Source organism: Marinifilum fragile, assembly GCF_963677365.1.
Classification (GTDB): domain Bacteria; phylum Bacteroidota; class Bacteroidia; order Bacteroidales; family Marinifilaceae; genus Marinifilum; species Marinifilum fragile.
In genome coordinates, this window is record NZ_OY781962.1 from 4,264,827 (window position 1) to 4,280,641 (window position 15,815).

14 protein-coding genes are annotated in these 15,815 nt (G+C 41.3%); 11 read left to right on the forward strand and 3 right to left on the reverse strand.

Annotated features, from left to right (window positions below):
• Positions 1-85 precede the first annotated feature (85 nt).
• The gene (locus ACKPCA_RS17125) at positions 86-1,996 is read right to left on the reverse strand and encodes a hypothetical protein (RefSeq protein WP_321280165.1); all 1,911 of its coding nucleotides are present in this window, start codon (positions 1,994-1,996) and stop codon (positions 86-88) included.
• Between the two features lie 115 nt (positions 1,997-2,111).
• On the reverse strand, positions 2,112-3,503 hold the full coding sequence (locus ACKPCA_RS17130; protein WP_321280166.1) for an OmpA family protein: 1,392 nt from the start codon (positions 3,501-3,503) through the stop codon (positions 2,112-2,114).
• 393 nt (positions 3,504-3,896) lie between these two features.
• On the opposite strand from ACKPCA_RS17130, the gene ACKPCA_RS17135 reads away from it, so the two are divergent.
• The 9 genes from ACKPCA_RS17135 (at position 3,897) to ACKPCA_RS17175 (ending at position 14,077) form a co-directional block, all read left to right on the forward strand.
• Entirely contained in the window at positions 3,897-4,505 is a 609-nt protein-coding gene (locus tag ACKPCA_RS17135) for a hypothetical protein (protein ID WP_321280167.1), read from the forward strand.
• Positions 4,506-5,163: 658 nt separating this feature from the next.
• Positions 5,164-6,057, forward strand: a complete 894-nt coding sequence (locus ACKPCA_RS17140) for a 4Fe-4S dicluster domain-containing protein (protein WP_321280168.1) — start codon at positions 5,164-5,166, stop codon at positions 6,055-6,057.
• Between the two features lie 187 nt (positions 6,058-6,244).
• Positions 6,245-7,570, forward strand: coding sequence for an NrfD/PsrC family molybdoenzyme membrane anchor subunit (gene nrfD, locus ACKPCA_RS17145; protein WP_321280169.1), 1,326 nt, complete (start codon positions 6,245-6,247; stop codon positions 7,568-7,570).
• Positions 7,571-7,574: 4 nt separating this feature from the next.
• The gene (locus ACKPCA_RS17150) at positions 7,575-8,462 is read left to right on the forward strand and encodes a c-type cytochrome (RefSeq protein WP_321280170.1); all 888 of its coding nucleotides are present in this window, start codon (positions 7,575-7,577) and stop codon (positions 8,460-8,462) included.
• A 203-nt stretch (positions 8,463-8,665) separates the two neighbouring features.
• Complete coding sequence (napA, locus tag ACKPCA_RS17155) at positions 8,666-11,455, forward strand: nitrate reductase catalytic subunit NapA (protein WP_321280171.1); 2,790 nt, start codon at positions 8,666-8,668, stop codon at positions 11,453-11,455.
• 21 nt (positions 11,456-11,476) lie between these two features.
• Positions 11,477-12,253, forward strand: coding sequence for a ferredoxin-type protein NapG (gene napG / locus ACKPCA_RS17160; protein WP_321280172.1), 777 nt, complete (start codon positions 11,477-11,479; stop codon positions 12,251-12,253).
• 10 nt (positions 12,254-12,263) lie between these two features.
• On the forward strand, positions 12,264-13,061 hold the full coding sequence (gene napH / locus ACKPCA_RS17165; RefSeq protein ID WP_321280173.1) for a quinol dehydrogenase ferredoxin subunit NapH: 798 nt from the start codon (positions 12,264-12,266) through the stop codon (positions 13,059-13,061).
• Positions 13,062-13,088: 27 nt separating this feature from the next.
• Positions 13,089-13,661, forward strand: coding sequence for a nitrate reductase cytochrome c-type subunit (locus ACKPCA_RS17170; protein ID WP_321280174.1), 573 nt, complete (start codon positions 13,089-13,091; stop codon positions 13,659-13,661).
• Between the two features lie 68 nt (positions 13,662-13,729).
• A complete protein-coding gene (locus tag ACKPCA_RS17175; protein ID WP_054716722.1) occupies positions 13,730-14,077 on the forward strand; it encodes a chaperone NapD in 348 nt (115 codons plus the stop codon).
• 86 nt (positions 14,078-14,163) lie between these two features.
• Here the strand turns inward: ACKPCA_RS17175 and ACKPCA_RS17180 are convergent, their stop codons facing one another.
• Positions 14,164-14,622: an Lrp/AsnC family transcriptional regulator gene (locus ACKPCA_RS17180; RefSeq protein ID WP_054716724.1), complete on the reverse strand. Its 459-nt coding sequence runs from the start codon at positions 14,620-14,622 to the stop codon at positions 14,164-14,166.
• A gap of 320 nt (positions 14,623-14,942) precedes the next feature.
• Here ACKPCA_RS17180 and ACKPCA_RS17185 point away from each other — a divergent pair, with 320 nt between their 5' ends.
• A complete protein-coding gene (locus tag ACKPCA_RS17185; RefSeq protein ID WP_321280175.1) occupies positions 14,943-15,482 on the forward strand; it encodes a 2-oxoacid:acceptor oxidoreductase family protein in 540 nt (179 codons plus the stop codon).
• Positions 15,483-15,508: 26 nt separating this feature from the next.
• Positions 15,509-15,802 (forward strand): 4Fe-4S binding protein, encoded by a 294-nt coding sequence (locus tag ACKPCA_RS17190; RefSeq protein ID WP_054716730.1) that lies wholly within the window; start codon positions 15,509-15,511, stop codon positions 15,800-15,802.
• Positions 15,803-15,815: the final 13 nt, after the last annotated feature.

Genomic DNA, 15,815 nt, shown 5'->3' on the forward strand with positions numbered 1-15,815 from the left:
AACGCAAATGTATTAGTTCATTGTGATATCCACAAAAAAACAAAGGGCAAGCCAAAAGCTTGCCCTTAACTATATCCTAATGCCTTTAAAAACTCAATTTAAACACAATCAAATCCGCTTTATCCCCCAATCGGGTAGCACTAATGGCTATAGCATTATCATCGCATAGCGTGATGTCGTTTAGTTTCACGCCTTGAGGAAGGCTAAATTCCTTTTCCCTTTTTACAGTACCCGAATCATCAATCTGTACCAGCTTAATTTTGTTGTTGTAAGTACCTGCAATTACAAAACTCTTATCGGGCAAAGCCACAAGATGCTCGGGCATGCCATTGCCTGTAAGGTTTAGGGGCGATTCCCAAAGCTTTTTACCATTGGTGTCGTAAGCTGCTGCAAAGGCTCCATCAGGCGTTGATCCTGCAAAGAGAACTTGCTTCTTGGTATTCATATCCACGGCAGTGGCCTGCTGATTCTCGGGCAATAGAATGTCCCATTGCAAATAACCTGCTTCATTTATGGCAAAAATCCAGTTTCCGGCTGCAGCAAAAGCAGTGTTCGAAGCATCATCGCTAGCCAAAGCATACACTTTGCCCTTGTTGGTGTACTTGCGCGACCATAGTTTTTTACCATTGGCATTTAGCTTCACCAAGGCAGGCGTGAACAAGGAGTCTTCGGGGTTTTGGGTATAGCCGGCGATTAGAATCTTATTGTCGGGGTACACTACAAAATCGAGAGCCTCAGCCATGCTCACTTTCTGGTTGAATACATTTTGTCCGTTGGCGGCTAGCTTGTAAATCCATGCCTGACCTGGCACACTATCCACAATGGCATTGGTAATGCCTGCCACATAAATTTCATTCTGGGCACTCACGCTCACCTTATTTACAAGATCGTCGAAAGGATTTCCCAAAATCTTATTCCAAAGCATTTCTCCATTGGCATCCAGACCTAAAATCCAGGAATCATACATTTCTCCTTCGGCTTTGGGTGTGGCCGAAACCACCACAAGTTCTCCATCGGGGCGTGTAGCAATTCCACCTCCAAAATCCTTAAACTCCTGATTGTCGAATCCTTTTACAAAGAGGTAATTTTCCTCGGGAAAGTCCTTCAAAATCTCATCGCCCAATATGTTGGCTTTGAGATTAAAAATATCGATGTACTGTTCTCCTTCGGGGTATAAAGACACAAATTGGTTGTAAGCCTCCAGACTTTTTACACTTTTGGCCCATTCGAAAAGCAATTGCTTCTTTAATACCTTAGCCGCAGATATTTTGGACGAATTGGGAAACTCAGCGATATAATTGTCGATGGCCTCCAATGTCTTTTTAGCGGCTGCCTCTTTAAAGGCCATGTCTGCCATGCTTCTCTTCACCTCAATTACTTGTCGTGCCTTTGGATAATTGGTCACAAAATCGCGCAAGTCGTTTAGGGTCCCTTTACGGATCGCAATTTTATAGGCCAAATCATTTCTCAAATTGGTTGCGATATTCACTTGAGCGGATTCAGGATAATCATTTAAGAATTGATTGTAGGCATCTACCGTGTTTTGCTTCTCGGCCTCACGAAATTTAATGTAGCTTAGAATGTGAGCCACATTGGTGGTGTATTTCGAATCGGGAAATTCTTTCAGGAACCTCTTGGCATGATCGGCATTGTTCTCCTCCCTCACGAATTTAATCAACTTGTCTTCGAGGTGCAGATATTCCCATTCCATGTTTTTATCGATGGGGCGGTTCTTGCGCTTTTTGTCTTGTTTGGTAAACAATTCATTTAGTATCTCCTTGTCGTCACCCGTAAACTGAGCTTGTGCATCATAGGCTTTCTGAAAATATTTCAAGGCATTAAAGTAATCTTTGCCTGAATATTCATCGACAGCATAAAGAGCAGCCAGACCCAAATTTGCCATTGCCGATTCAGGTTCTTTTGCCAATATTTTCTCAAAACTTTCTTTGGCCTTGGCAAGCTCAGAATCGATATCGGCTTTTGTCCGAGCTTCCATGCCTTTGAATAATGAATTGTTGTAGATCCTTTTGGGATTTTGCGCCAAGCTCACCAAGGAGATGAGCAGGAATAGGATGAGTATATTTATTTTTTTGGAGTTCATAGCTAGGGGCTTATTTCTTTAATACTAAAAATTCAACACGGCGATTCTTCGAGCGTCCGTCATCGCTTTGGTTGGTGTCTATGGGTCTTGAATCTCCGTAGCCAACCGCTTTCATTCTGCTGGCAGCTATTCCTTTGCCAACAAGGTAGTTCACCACCGATTCGGCACGTCGCTGACTTAAACCCTTATTCAATTCATCAGATCCCTTGCTATCGGTATGTCCGCTGATCTGAATCTGGCTCACCATTCCTTCGTTTAAGAAATTGGCCACCTTGTCGAGCTCTTCAAAGGAAGTGGGCAGAAGTGTACTTTTGTTGAATTCAAAGAAGATATTGTCTAGAATCAGGGCAGCCCCTTCTTCAATTTGTTTTAGCTCTTCGGTAAACAAATCTTCAGGCAATTCAGGCTCAACGAAAGTAATGCTTCCTTGCGAATGACAATTGTTTTGGTCACTTACCTGGTAAGTATAGGTGCCCGCTTCCAGATTGGTCAATTTTGTGCTGTTTTTGATTCCATTGCTCCAATCGATGTTGTAAGGAGGCTGTCCGCCAGATATTCCTAAACTAATCACACCATCGTTTATGATTTTGGTGATTTGGCCTGTAACCGGATTTTTACCTCCAGTATAAGAGGAATCGACCACCACCGTTTCTAATCCTTTGGGAACACATGCGCAGGAGGTGCAATCCACCAGGGGACGAATCTCAAAATCGTCGAAAAAGTAGTAAGCGTAGGATTTGCCTTTTTTATTTTTGGTATCACGACCCGTAACCACATAGTTGGTGTTGTCGTAGTTCTTAAAGTTTCCTACGATAAAGTACTCCTCGTAACCTTGGGCAGTATATACCATGCAGAACTGAGCCCATTCTTCAGTATTATCTAGAAATAAGCCTTCTTTATTGCTTAGGTGAGCTCTAAAATCTAAAAAGCTTGAATTGCCGTTGGCTGTTTCAGTCTCAGAAAAATGTATGCCCAACTGATCGACGGCGAATTTACTTCCTGATGCCAATTTGTACCAAAATGAAACGCAATACTTTTGGCCGGCAATCATAGGATAACTTAAGGTCCCTTGAAAATACTCCCTGAAATTGCGATTGCTTCCACTTAGAATGGCTCCCATGTAGCCTTTGCCGGTTCTGGCTTTGCTGTAGCCTGCAAAATTATCGGGTACGCCTACTTCTCCATTACTGCACTCGTTAAAATAATCGGGAGTGGTAAATGATGGATAGGTCCAATGCGGAATCAACTTGTGGGTCTTATCCATAAAAGTGTAGCTTTGAGGGCATTCTTCATACTCTTCAAAACTAGGGTTGAGCACCATATTCTCTTCCTGGGCATATGATACAAAGCCCGTAAAAATAGCACTCAACATGATGAGATACTTTCGGTAAATGTTCTTCATTATAAGTAAAGTTATAGTTTAGTGATTACCTCCAATAAATTGTACAAAATCTCAAATGCTTGATGTTTATGCTTATTACAGAAGGTTTGTCAGTGAGGAAAACAGGAGAAAAAGGATTGTTTTCTAAGGAATTAAAACGATAATAATACTCCCAAATTCCTCCGATCATTTCAAATGTATTAACAAAACATATTCTGTACAAGATTATTAATTATTTTTCTCTGTATCTATTAAAACCCCTCAGCTAAAGCACAGGGTACGAGAAAATGGGGTGAAGGTTTTGATTATTACATTTTATGTTGTGAAACATTCTGTAAAGTCAACAAAGAGCTGTTCTATCCTGAACCTGTTTTTATAACTTTAAGGCTCACACACAAAAAAACAACAAACACGATGAAGAAAAACAGTATTTTGATGCTTGCACTTTTGGTGAGCGGTTTTTTTATGAGTTGCAGTCAAAGTCATGATGAGGAAGAAGTACCAGAGTTGAAAAATCACATTGAGGTGGGCGAAAATTTTTACGAGGACATCCACATGATGCTGGCCTATGCCCCAGATCAAAGCGAGCAGGGAGTAACATCCTATCCTTTGCGAATCTACTTGTACGAGGGCGATATTGCCTACAGCGACATTGAAGGATTAATAGAGAATGGCTTTGCCAACATTCGTCTCGATTTGCAGGTAAGTCAAAATGGAAAAATAGATGCCGGCACCTACACCTGGGATCAGGAGGGGAGCACAGCCTTAAGCATCCGCGATGCCCAGCATCTGACCAATCAGGTAGGCACGCAAATTATTACGAACACTGGAATTTCGAATGTACTCTATAACAAATTTGAGGGGAACGGAATCCGCCAACCTGAGCTTAGCATCAAGATCCTGGACGAAAATCTTTATGAGTTCCACCTGAAAGCCACCGATATGACAGGCCAAGAGGTATCGGCCTATTACAAAGGTGGGGTCAGCAGAACGATGCTTTATGGAGAATCCGCAAATGAATAGAAAACACGGATCACACAAAATATTTTTATTGTTGGGACACGCCATGGCGTGTCCTTTCATTATTTAAAGGCGTGGCCTCTAATTATATTGACGGTATGTCTTTTTGTTCGAGAATATTTCTCAAACGGACACGAGATCTCGTGTCCCTACGGTATGGTAATTTATTATTTATACACACATATCATGATGTGTCCCAATGGAATTGGTTTATCTGAATTTATTCTAAATATAAACTGCATAAAACGATGAGATTATCTTTTTATCTGAAAAGGTTCTCTATCTATTGGATAATGGGGTATTCAGACATTATTATCTTTAATTACGATTTAAAACACATCTAGATATATAAACATAACGGTAGTCATACAAGCCTATATTTCATATATTTATTAGGATTATTGATAGCTTATACCAATTGTATCTTTAGATGAGCATAGCGAAAGCTAGAGATTACAATGGTAAATGCCGATAGAAAATTAAAGAGGCTTTGGGAGTTTGCGAACCAAAGGCTCATTTTAATTTCTAATCGGTAAACTCAATAAATAAATCTATGAAACGTCCATGATAAAAGGAATGATCAAGCTACTACATGAATCAAAACCTTCATCATTGGAATGTTCCATCTGCTAAAAAGAAAACCTAAAAGAAACAGATGAACATGGCGAATAAAACCGACAATTCGAGAAGAAGATTCCTGCAAAAATTGGGCATTGCAGGAGCGAGTACCGTTGCTGGATCGGCCTTGCTGCTGCAAGGATGTTCCGATTCGAACAAAGCCAGCGGTAACAAAGTAAAAGTACTTACTGCCGACAACAAATTGGTAGAAGTAGATGTAGCCCACCTAAAACCTGGAGATAAGATTCAGGATTTATCCTACCTGCAAAAAAGAGGTCGCGAAGGGATCCCGGGAAAGAAGTTTGTAATGGTGGTTGATTTGGCCAAGTGTAAAAATGCACGCAAGTGTATGAAAGCCTGCCAGAGTGCACATCAGCTAAAGCCCGAAATGCACCACATCAATGTGTTGGAAATGGAAGATCCGGTAAAGAAAACCTCCTACTGGATGCCTAAAACCTGTCAGCATTGCGATAACCCACCTTGTGTATCGGTTTGCCCGGTTGATGCAACCTTTAAGCGTCAGGATGGAATTGTACTCATCGATAACGAGCGTTGTATTGGTTGTAGATTCTGCGTGGCAGCCTGTCCTTATTCGGCACGTACTTTTAACTGGACTGAGCCTAAGAATTCCGATCAGTATGCAGAAGTAACCTACGATATGGAACTGAATGTGCCTCAGAAAAAAGGTACGGTTACCAAGTGTGCATTCAGCGCCGACCGTTTGCGCGAAGGGAAATTGCCTTATTGTGTATCGGCATGTCCGAATGGGGTGTACTACTTTGGCGATCAGAATGAAGATTTGGTGACCAATGGTACTACCAAGAAAACAGTGCGTTTGAGTCACTTGTTGGAAGAGAATGCTGCTTATACGCTAATGCCTGAATTGGGTACACAGCCTAGTGTTTACTACTTGCCTCCGAGAGAGAGTGAGGGATAAATCAATTAGATTGGAAACACCCCTCTCCCTGTAGGGATCTCCCCTGAAGGGGAGAAATTAAAGATTGAAGTCGATTTAAAACTTGTCAATCTGTTGAATTAGGAGGTTTCCCCTTTCAGGGGGAAATGCCGACAGGCAAAGGGGGTGTAGGTTAAAATGAATCTCAAAATCTAACTACGTTATAACTATGAACGAAACAATAACAAAAGGTCATCTGAGCGAGGAGCAAATTGATCGGGATCTTTTAAAAAATGTGAACTGGGGAGGTGCTTTCAAGCTTTGGATGGGCTTTCTTACGGTATCACTAATAATCTGCTTGTATTACTATTATCAACAGTTGCGAAACGGCTTGGGGGTAACAGGTCTTCACGACTATGTATCGTGGGGCATCTACATTTCGAACTTCGTTTTCTTTGTTGCCACTTCTTTAATCGGGATGCTGGTATCCTCGGTATTGGGCATGATGAAAGTGGACTGGGTACGACCCGTAGCACGAATTGCCGAATTGGTAGCTGTTGCCTTCGCCATGGTAGCAGGTTTAATTATCATTACCGATATGGGACGCCCAGATCGTCTGTTGAATGTATTTATACACGGTAGGGTGCAATCGCCAATTGTTTGGGATATTGCCGTTGTGGTAACCTATGTGGCGATTAGTGCTTTACTCCTTTATATTCCCATGTTGCCTGATATTGCATTGTGTCGCGATAAGCTAAACAATGTGCCAAAGTGGCAACAGAAAATGTACAAGAGCCTATCCTTGGGATGGAACAATACGGCAAAGCAATTCCGATTGATGAATCGTTACACACGCATGTTGCTGGTTCTGATTATCCCGATTGCACTATCCATTCACACCGTTACTTCCTGGTTGTTTGCCATGACATTGCGTTCGGGATGGGATTCGCCAATTTTTGGGCCATACTTTGTTTCGGGAGCATTCGTAGCAGGTTGTGCTGCGGTAATTATTGCCATGTATTTCTTCCGCAACAATTATAAACTTAAAAATTATATCACTGCCGACCATTTCGACAGAATGGGAAAACTCTTGGTTCTGGTTGCTTTGGTGTATGTGTACTTCAATATCAATGAAATTATCGTTCCCGGATATAAGGCCAACACAGCCGACGCAAAACATGTTCACGAAATGCTTTACGGACACGAGTCGGCAATGTTCTGGTTGGTTCAATTGGGTGGTTTGGTGATTCCTTTCCTTTTGATCTTGTTCAAGCCTATGCGTAAGCCATTACCGCTAACGCTTATTGCAGTTGTTGTTTTGGCCGGGGCCTGGTTCAAAAGAGTGTTGATTGTGGTTCCTACCCAATTGGCTCCTTACTATCCGATTCAGAATGTTCCTGAAGGATGGACAGGCTACACGCCAACCACACCTGAGATTGCCATTACCGTAGCATCATTCATTTTGGTATTGATGATAATCACTGTATTGGCAAAATTATTCCCTGTAGTTCCGATTTGGGAAGTAAAAGAGGACATGAACCACAAAAACAATTAATGCGATGAAGAACAATAAAGGATATCATATAATCATTCTGTTCTGCCTTTGCTTTTTGGCTGTGGCAAATGTGAATGCACAAAGCGATTGGCAAGTACCCTTGGAAGCCAACGAAAAACTAAGCCCTTTCCTTTTCGATGATGATATGGTTTTAGAAGGGAGGGTTGCCTACGAGAACTCATGTACATCTTGTCATGGTACACTAGGGCAGGATAATTTTACACCAATGTCGCCACCTCCTGGTGATCCTGCATCAGAGCAGTTTCAAGCACAAAGCGATGGATCGGTGTTCTATAAAATTAAAACAGGACGTGGAACCATGCCAAAATTCGCCGAGGCTTTCGCCGATGATGAATTGTGGAACATTGTAGCCTACATCCGTAGTTTTAATGAGAACTACAAGCAGGAATTGCCGAATATGGAAGGTGTTATCATTCCTGAATATGCCATGAAATTAAGCTTTGATGAGAATGTTGATAAATTGGTTGTGAAGGTATTCGCTGAAGAGCTGCCACAACCTGAAGTAAGCGTAAGCGCCTATGTAATGGGAACTTTTGGGAAGCATTTATTGGGCAAGGCTCAAACCAACGAATTGGGTATTGCTTATGTAGATGTTGATCCAACTCTGCCAGGCGATGAGGAAGGAAGAGTGAATGTAATGGTAAAAGCCACCAAAGGATTTGCACGAGCAAAAGCGGAGGAGCACATGGTAATGGCTAAACCTACAGAGCTTCATTCTGCAATAGAAGGACGCCACATTTGGAGTACCGATAGAATGGCTCCAATCTGGTTGAAGATCACCTTCTTCATTTCGGTATTCGGAGTTTGGTTTGCCCTGCTTTTTATTGTGTTTGGATTGAGGAATATTAAGAAGGCGAGAGAGGAAGTATAAATAAGGTATGGTCTAATACACCCCTCTCCCTGTAGGGATCTCCCCTGGAAGGGGAGAGCGCAAAATCTAGGTTTGTGCTACAAATGGAACTTAGCACTATACTCTAATCAAAGAGCCTTTCCCTTCCAGGGAAAGTGCCGACAGGCGAAAGGGTGAAGGAATGTCTTTAGTAACAATTTTAGAAAATAAAAAAATCAAAATATATGAAACTTGCAAGGCGTGATTTTTTAAAGAGTTCGGCAGCCATCGCCGCAGCAACTGCCGTTGGAATTGCTGTTCCGGAAACTCTGAAAGCAGAAGCTCGTGAGGCCGAAAGTGGCTGGACATGGGACAAGGCTGTGTGTCGATTCTGCGGAACTGGTTGTGGTATCATGATTGCCACCAAAGACGATAAAATACTTGCTGTAAAAGGTGATCCATTGGCTCCGGTAAATCGTGGATTGAACTGTATCAAAGGATATTTTAATGCTAAGATAATGTACGGTGCCGACCGTCTGAAAAAGCCTCTGCTTCGTGTTGACGAGAATGGCAATTTCAGTAAACAAGGAAAATTTAAAGCGGTTAGCTGGGAACGTGCTTTCGACGAAATGGAGAAGCACATGAAATCGGCTATGAAAGAATTGGGCCCGACGGGGATTGGAATCTTTAGTTCGGGTCAGTATACCATAATGGAAGGATATGCTGCTTCGAAGTTGATGAAGGCTGGTTTCCGTTCTCATAACATCGATCCAAATGCCCGTCATTGTATGGCATCGGCAGTAGTAGGATTTATTCAGACTTTCGGTATTGATGAGCCAGCAGGAAACTATGACGACATGGAAATTACCGATACGGTAGTAACCTGGGGAGCCAACATGGCTGAAATGCATCCAATTCTTTGGTCTAGAATTACCGAAAACAAATTGAGCCATCCGGAAAGAACCAAGGTGGTAAACCTTTCTACCTATACCAACCGCACTTCCGATTTGGCAGATATTGAAATCATCTTCAAGCCCAACACCGATTTAGCGATCTGGAACTACATTGCGCACGAGATTGTGTACAATCATCCCGAGTCTATCGATTGGGATTTTGTGAAGAAATATACTGTGTTTGCAACGGGTTTTGTGGATATCGGTTACGGAATGCGTACGCCTGATCATCCTAAGTTTACCGATAAGGAAAAGGAAACCGTGAAGCATGAGGTTGCCAAGAAATTGACTGCCGATGAGGGAAAAACATTGGCTTACCTTGGCTACAAGGAAGGGGATGTAATGGAGATGAAGCATCGTGACAAGGCGGTGAATCATTGGATCATTCAATACGAGGAGTTCAAAAAAGCTTTGAAACCTTATGATTTGGATACGGTAGCCAAAATTGCAAAAGGAAATTCAGAAGAGACAATTGAAGATTTCAAGAAGAAGTTGAAGGCATTGGCCGGCTTGTATATTGAAAAGGGACGTAAGATTTGTTCTTACTGGACCATGGGTTTTAACCAGCATACCAGAGGTTCGTGGGTGAACGAGCAGGCTTACATGGTACACCTGTTGTTAGGAAAGCAATCGAAGCCAGGTGATGGAGCCTTTAGTTTGACAGGACAGCCATCCGCTTGTGGTACCGCTCGCGAGGTGGGAACATTTGCACATCGTTTGCCTGCAGATATGTTGGTTGCCAATGCCAAGCATCGTGAAGTTTCGGAGAAATTGTGGAAAGTTCCTGCAGGAACCATTAACCCTAAAGTGGGTAGTCACTTGATGAAAATCCACAGAGATATTGAGGACGGAAAGATCAAATTTGCATGGATTAATGTTTGTAATCCTTATCAAAATTCGGCCAATGCGAACCACTGGATTCGTGCAGCTCGCCAAATGGATAATTTCATAGTTTGTTCCGATGCCTACCCAGGTATTTCGGCTAAGGTTTCTGATTTGATTTTGCCTTCGGCGATGATCTACGAAAAGTGGGGAGCATATGGTAATGCAGAGCGTAGAACGCAGCACTGGAAGCAACAGGTGACTCCGGTTGGTGATGCAATGCCCGATATCTGGCAGTTTGTTGAATTATCGAAGCGATTTAAACTGAAGGAAGTTTGGGGAGCTCAGAAAGTTCCTGGATTGAAGGATGGTTTGCCTGATGTTTTGGAAGGAGCGAAGGCCATGGGTTACTCTCCTGAAGATACTTTATACGATGTGCTGTTTGCCAACCAGGATGCAAAGAAATATGCTTGGCCTGATCCGATTGGAGAGGGTAAGATCAATACTGAAGCCGGAGGAGACAAGCGTAAGGTGAAGGGATCGGATGGGAAGCCATTTGAAGGCTACGGATTCTTCATCCACAAATACATTTGGGAAGAATATCGCAAGTTTGGTACGGGTAATGGGCACGATTTGGCTGATTTTGATACCTACCATCATTGTAGAGGTTTGAAATGGCCTGTAGTCGATGGCAAAGAAACGCTATGGCGCTTCAATTCGGAATATGATGTATATGCCAAGAAAGCAGATGTTGGACCATTTGCATTCTACGGAAAGGCATTGAAGAATATGCCTCAAGGATCGATTGCAAAGCCTGATATGTCGAAGCCTAAAGTTGATTTGAAAAATAAAGCGAAGATCTTCTTCCGCCCATATATGGAAGCACCTGAGGTGCCGAATAAGGAATATCCTTACTGGTTGTGTACCGGTCGTGTATTGGAGCACTGGCATTCGGGAACCATGACCATGCGTGTACCTGAATTGTACCGTGCAGTACCGGAAGCTCTTTGTTACATCCATCCGAAAGATGCCGCTGAGCAAGGTTTTACAGAAGGTGATTTGGTTTGGGTTGAATCAAGGCGAGGACGCATCAAAGCCCACATCGAAACTCGTGGAAGAAACCGTGTGCCAAGAGGTTTGGTATACTTACCATGGTTCGACGAGAAGGTGTTTGTAAATAAACTTTGTTTGGATGCCACTTGTCCGATGTCGAAGGAGACAGACTTTAAGAAGTGTGCAGTGAAAATAAGCAAAGCGTAATTCATAATTCAAAAAGAATTTATGGTGTCGAGAAGAAAAGTAATTCAAAGAGTACTGGAAGGTGCTGTATTTGTAGGTGGTGGCGGTTTAATTTGGGGGAAATCCATCAAAGCAAACTCCAAGGCTGACTATGTGCTTCGTCCTCCTGGTGCTTTAAAAGAAAAAGACTTTCTGAAAGCATGTATCAAGTGCGGACAATGTGTTGAAGCTTGTCCGTATGATACGCTGAAGCTTGCAGAGCCAGGTGATGGCATTGCAAATGGAACACCCTTTTTCGAACCGAGATCGATTCCTTGCTACTTGTGTACCGATATGCCTTGTACAGATTCTTGTCCTTCGGGAGCTTTGGATTTAAAAAACCTGACCAAAGAAGAAGAGAAGCCAGATATACTGAATTCTAAAATGGGCTTGGCAGTGATTCATAAAGAATCTTGTTTGGCGTATTGGGGAATTCGTTGTGAGGCTTGTTATCGCACCTGTCCGTTAATTGATAAAGCCATAACGCTGGATTATGAGGTAAATGAAAGAACTGGTAAGCATGCCAAGCTACTTCCTGTAGTTCACTCTGATGTTTGTACTGGCTGTGGAATGTGTGAGCAGGCATGTGTTGCCGAGAAGGCTGCCATTTTTGTTCTGCCTTTGGATAAAGCAACTGGTAAAGTTGGCGACCATTACATCAAAAGCTGGGAAAAAGAAGATGAGAAACGAATCCATGATCAAGTCGAAAAAGAAGATGATGAAAAGGATGTGAAGTCTGCTATCGATTACTTGAATGATGATGATTTAATTGATGACTAAAGATAATTGGATGAAAACAATTAAATATACCATACTAAGACGAATCATTCAGCTGTCCTTTCTGTTCCTTTTTACAGGAGGAAACTATTTTGGATGGGAAGTCCTTCGGGGCAATTACAGTTCTGCCATTATTGTTGATTCCATTCATTTGAGTGATCCTTATGCTGTGTTGCAGATATTGGTGTCTGGATTTATTGCGTCAAGCTCAGTATTGTTAGGAGCATTATTGATTTTCCTGATCTATGCACTGATAGGAGGAAGAATGTTCTGTTCCTGGATTTGTCCGATGAATATCATAACCGATATTGCATTTCGCTTGCGCAAGATCTTTAAGATAGAGACAGAAGCGAAGGTTTCTGTTTCTAGAAATCTGAGATATTACATTTTGACTTTAAGCCTAATTGTTTCTGCAATATTTGGAATGGCAGCCTTCGAAATTATAAGTCCGATATCTATGCTTCACAGGGCTGTTGTTTTTGGTTCTGGAGCAGGATGGGGAATTGTTGCTGTAATTTTCTTTGTAGATCTGTTTGTTTTAAAAGCAGGTTGGTGTGGACACATTTGTCCTTTGGGAGGATTCTATTCCCTTATTGGAAAACAAGCTGTAATTAAGGTGAAGCACGACAAAGAGAAATGTACCCATTGTATGGATTGTTTCGATGTTTGTGTGGAAGAACCTGTTTTGAGTATTGTAGGAAAGGAAAGTGATTTTATACGCAGCGGAGCCTGTACCAATTGCGGAAGATGCATTGAGGTTTGCAATGATGATGCGATGAAATATTCGTTAAAATTTGATTTTAAAAAATAATTAAGAGATTAAATAAAATCTAAAAATATGAAATATCTATCCCTAATTGCTTTGTTCTTTTTAGTTGCTTGCAATCAGCCTAAAGAGAAACAAATTGATGAAGATCAATTGGGTTTTATTGATGCAGATTTGTATTCGGATGAAACCAATTTTAAAATGAAGGCCAATTTTAATGAGGATAAACCTGAAACAGGCATAACCATCAACCGCTCTTTCGAAAATGCTCCTCCTATGATTCCTCATACAACTGCTGGATTCTTTCCAATTAAAAGGGAAAACAACATTTGTTTGAGTTGCCATATGCCCGACAAGGTGAAAGAATCGGGGGCTCGTGAAATCTCCAAAACCCACTTTCAAAGCTGGCGTCCACAACTGGATGTAAAAGCTGGGGTGTATTCAAACCCTAAGGAAGATAAGCAAGTGTATGTAAAGGAGGTGAAGGATTTGAATATGGCGTACTTTAACTGTTCACAATGTCATGTTCCTCAGGCCGATGTTAGCATTAATATCGAAAACTTGTTTACTGCTGAGTTTAGAGAAAAATTTGGTATTGAGGAATCCAATTTAAAGGATAAAGTTTCTGAAGGAGTAAACAATTAAAATTTATAAATTTATTCTATTGAGACGCAAGGCCTGCGTCTTTACATGTTCTAATAAATCAAGAAAATATGAATATATCCAGTGTAGTAATTCGTGTACTTCCAGAGAATACCGAACATTTGGTAGGGCAACTTAAAGACAGTGATTTGTGTGATTATCACTTGCATGATGAGGGAAAGATCATTGTCACAATTGAAGGAGAGGGAATTAGTGAGGAGATTGCCAAACTGAAGAAGATTCAGGCAATAAAAAATGTACTTTCGGCTGAAATGATGTATTCCTATTCCGAAGATGAGTTGGATCAGGAAAGAGACAAGATTGAAAAATCGGATGGAATAAAACCCTGGTTGAATGACAATAGCAAAGATGCTGGATTGATTAATTATGACGGAGATTTGAAAAAGAAAAAATTGTAATGTAGGGACACGTCACGGCGTGTCCTTTTTATTTATAGATATATCGTCATTGTGGACACGTCATGAAGTGTCCCTACGGCAATAAATCACAAATCATAACCAATCTTATCCGAAGAAGAAATCACGAAAGTGCTGTTAAATCGAGTAATGTATTCGAACTTCGATAATTTTTCTTGTATAAAATACTGAAAGGCATTCATGTCCTTCACCATGATTTTTAGCATGGCATCAAAATTACCGGAAGTAATGTAAAATTCCATTACTTCGGGAAGTGCCAACACATCCTTAGTAAGCTGATCGACCACATCGCGTGTATGTCGTGTAATCGACACCGAAATGAACACTACCATATTTCTATCGATCTTTTCAGGATCTAGAACAGCAACATAGTTTTTGATAATTCCACTTCTTTCCAGCTTCTTTACACGTTCATAAACTGGGGTGTTGCTTAGGTGTAGCTTTTCTGCTAACTCCTTAATTGTGATCCTACAATCTTGTTGAAGGAGCTCTAAAATTTTGCGATCGGTTCTGTCTAGATTTTCCATAGGAGAAAAATTTTCTATTCATATGTCTGATTTTGGCTTTTGCAAAGATATAAATTCTTTACAACTGTATGCTGCATAGAATAGTTTTCTATAATTATTCTATATGCTAGTAAATCATTTGGTTGATGGGTATTTTTACAAGACAAAATTACGCTTACTCTCAATGAGCAATTAATAATGAGTAATGAATAATTGACAATTAACGATTGGGAAAATTCCAATTAATGAGTAGGTGTTGATTTTGAATTTCTCCCCTTTTAGGGGAGATCCCTATAGGGAGAGGCTTGCAAAAGTTAAGCGAAATAAACAAACACTAAATAATGAAAGAAATCAGATGGCACGGACGAGGAGGTCAAGGAGGGTTTACCGCTTCTCGTTTGTTAGGAATTGCTGCCAGTGTTCACGGTGGAAAGCATGCTTTGGCTTTCCCATCATTCGGACCTGAGCGTAGAGGAGCGCCTGTATTGGCATTCACTAAAATTGATGACACAAAAATTCATGATCGAAGCGAAGTTCAGGAGAGCGACTTTGTTGTAGTAATGGACGAAACGCTAATTGTTCCTGGATTCGAAAAAGGAATCAAACCAAATGCATGTGTATTGATCAACACCAGAAATGTAGAGCAATATAGCGAACAATTGAAAGGATTGGACTTGCGAGGAATTGATGCGACTAGCTTGGCTATGGAGGTATTGGGCAGACCAATTACCAATACGGCAATGTATGGTGCTTTGGCTGCGGCATCGGGTTTGGTAAGTAAAGAAGCTGCAATTGCTAGTATTCATACCGAGATGAAGCCAAAGTTGGCTCAACTGAATGAGAAGATTGTAGAGAGAGCATACGAGCTAATTAACAATTAAGAGTTAATAATTGACAATTGATTAAAATGAATCGTCCAAAACATACAGAATATAAAACTCCAACTCATATTGATGATTATCCAACGGGCCCACAATACGATGCCGGATTTCTTCCTGAAAAGAATGCAGGTTGGAGAACCTTTAAGCCTGTAGTAAATCATGATGAGTGTATTTACTGCTTGCGTTGCTACTTGCTTTGTCCTGATGGAACCATCATGAAAGACAATGGCAAAATCAAAATCGACATGGATTATTGCAAAGGCTGTGGGGTTTGTGCCCACGAGTGTCCGAAAGATGCAATTGAAATGGTTAAAGAGTAGGGACATGATAAGG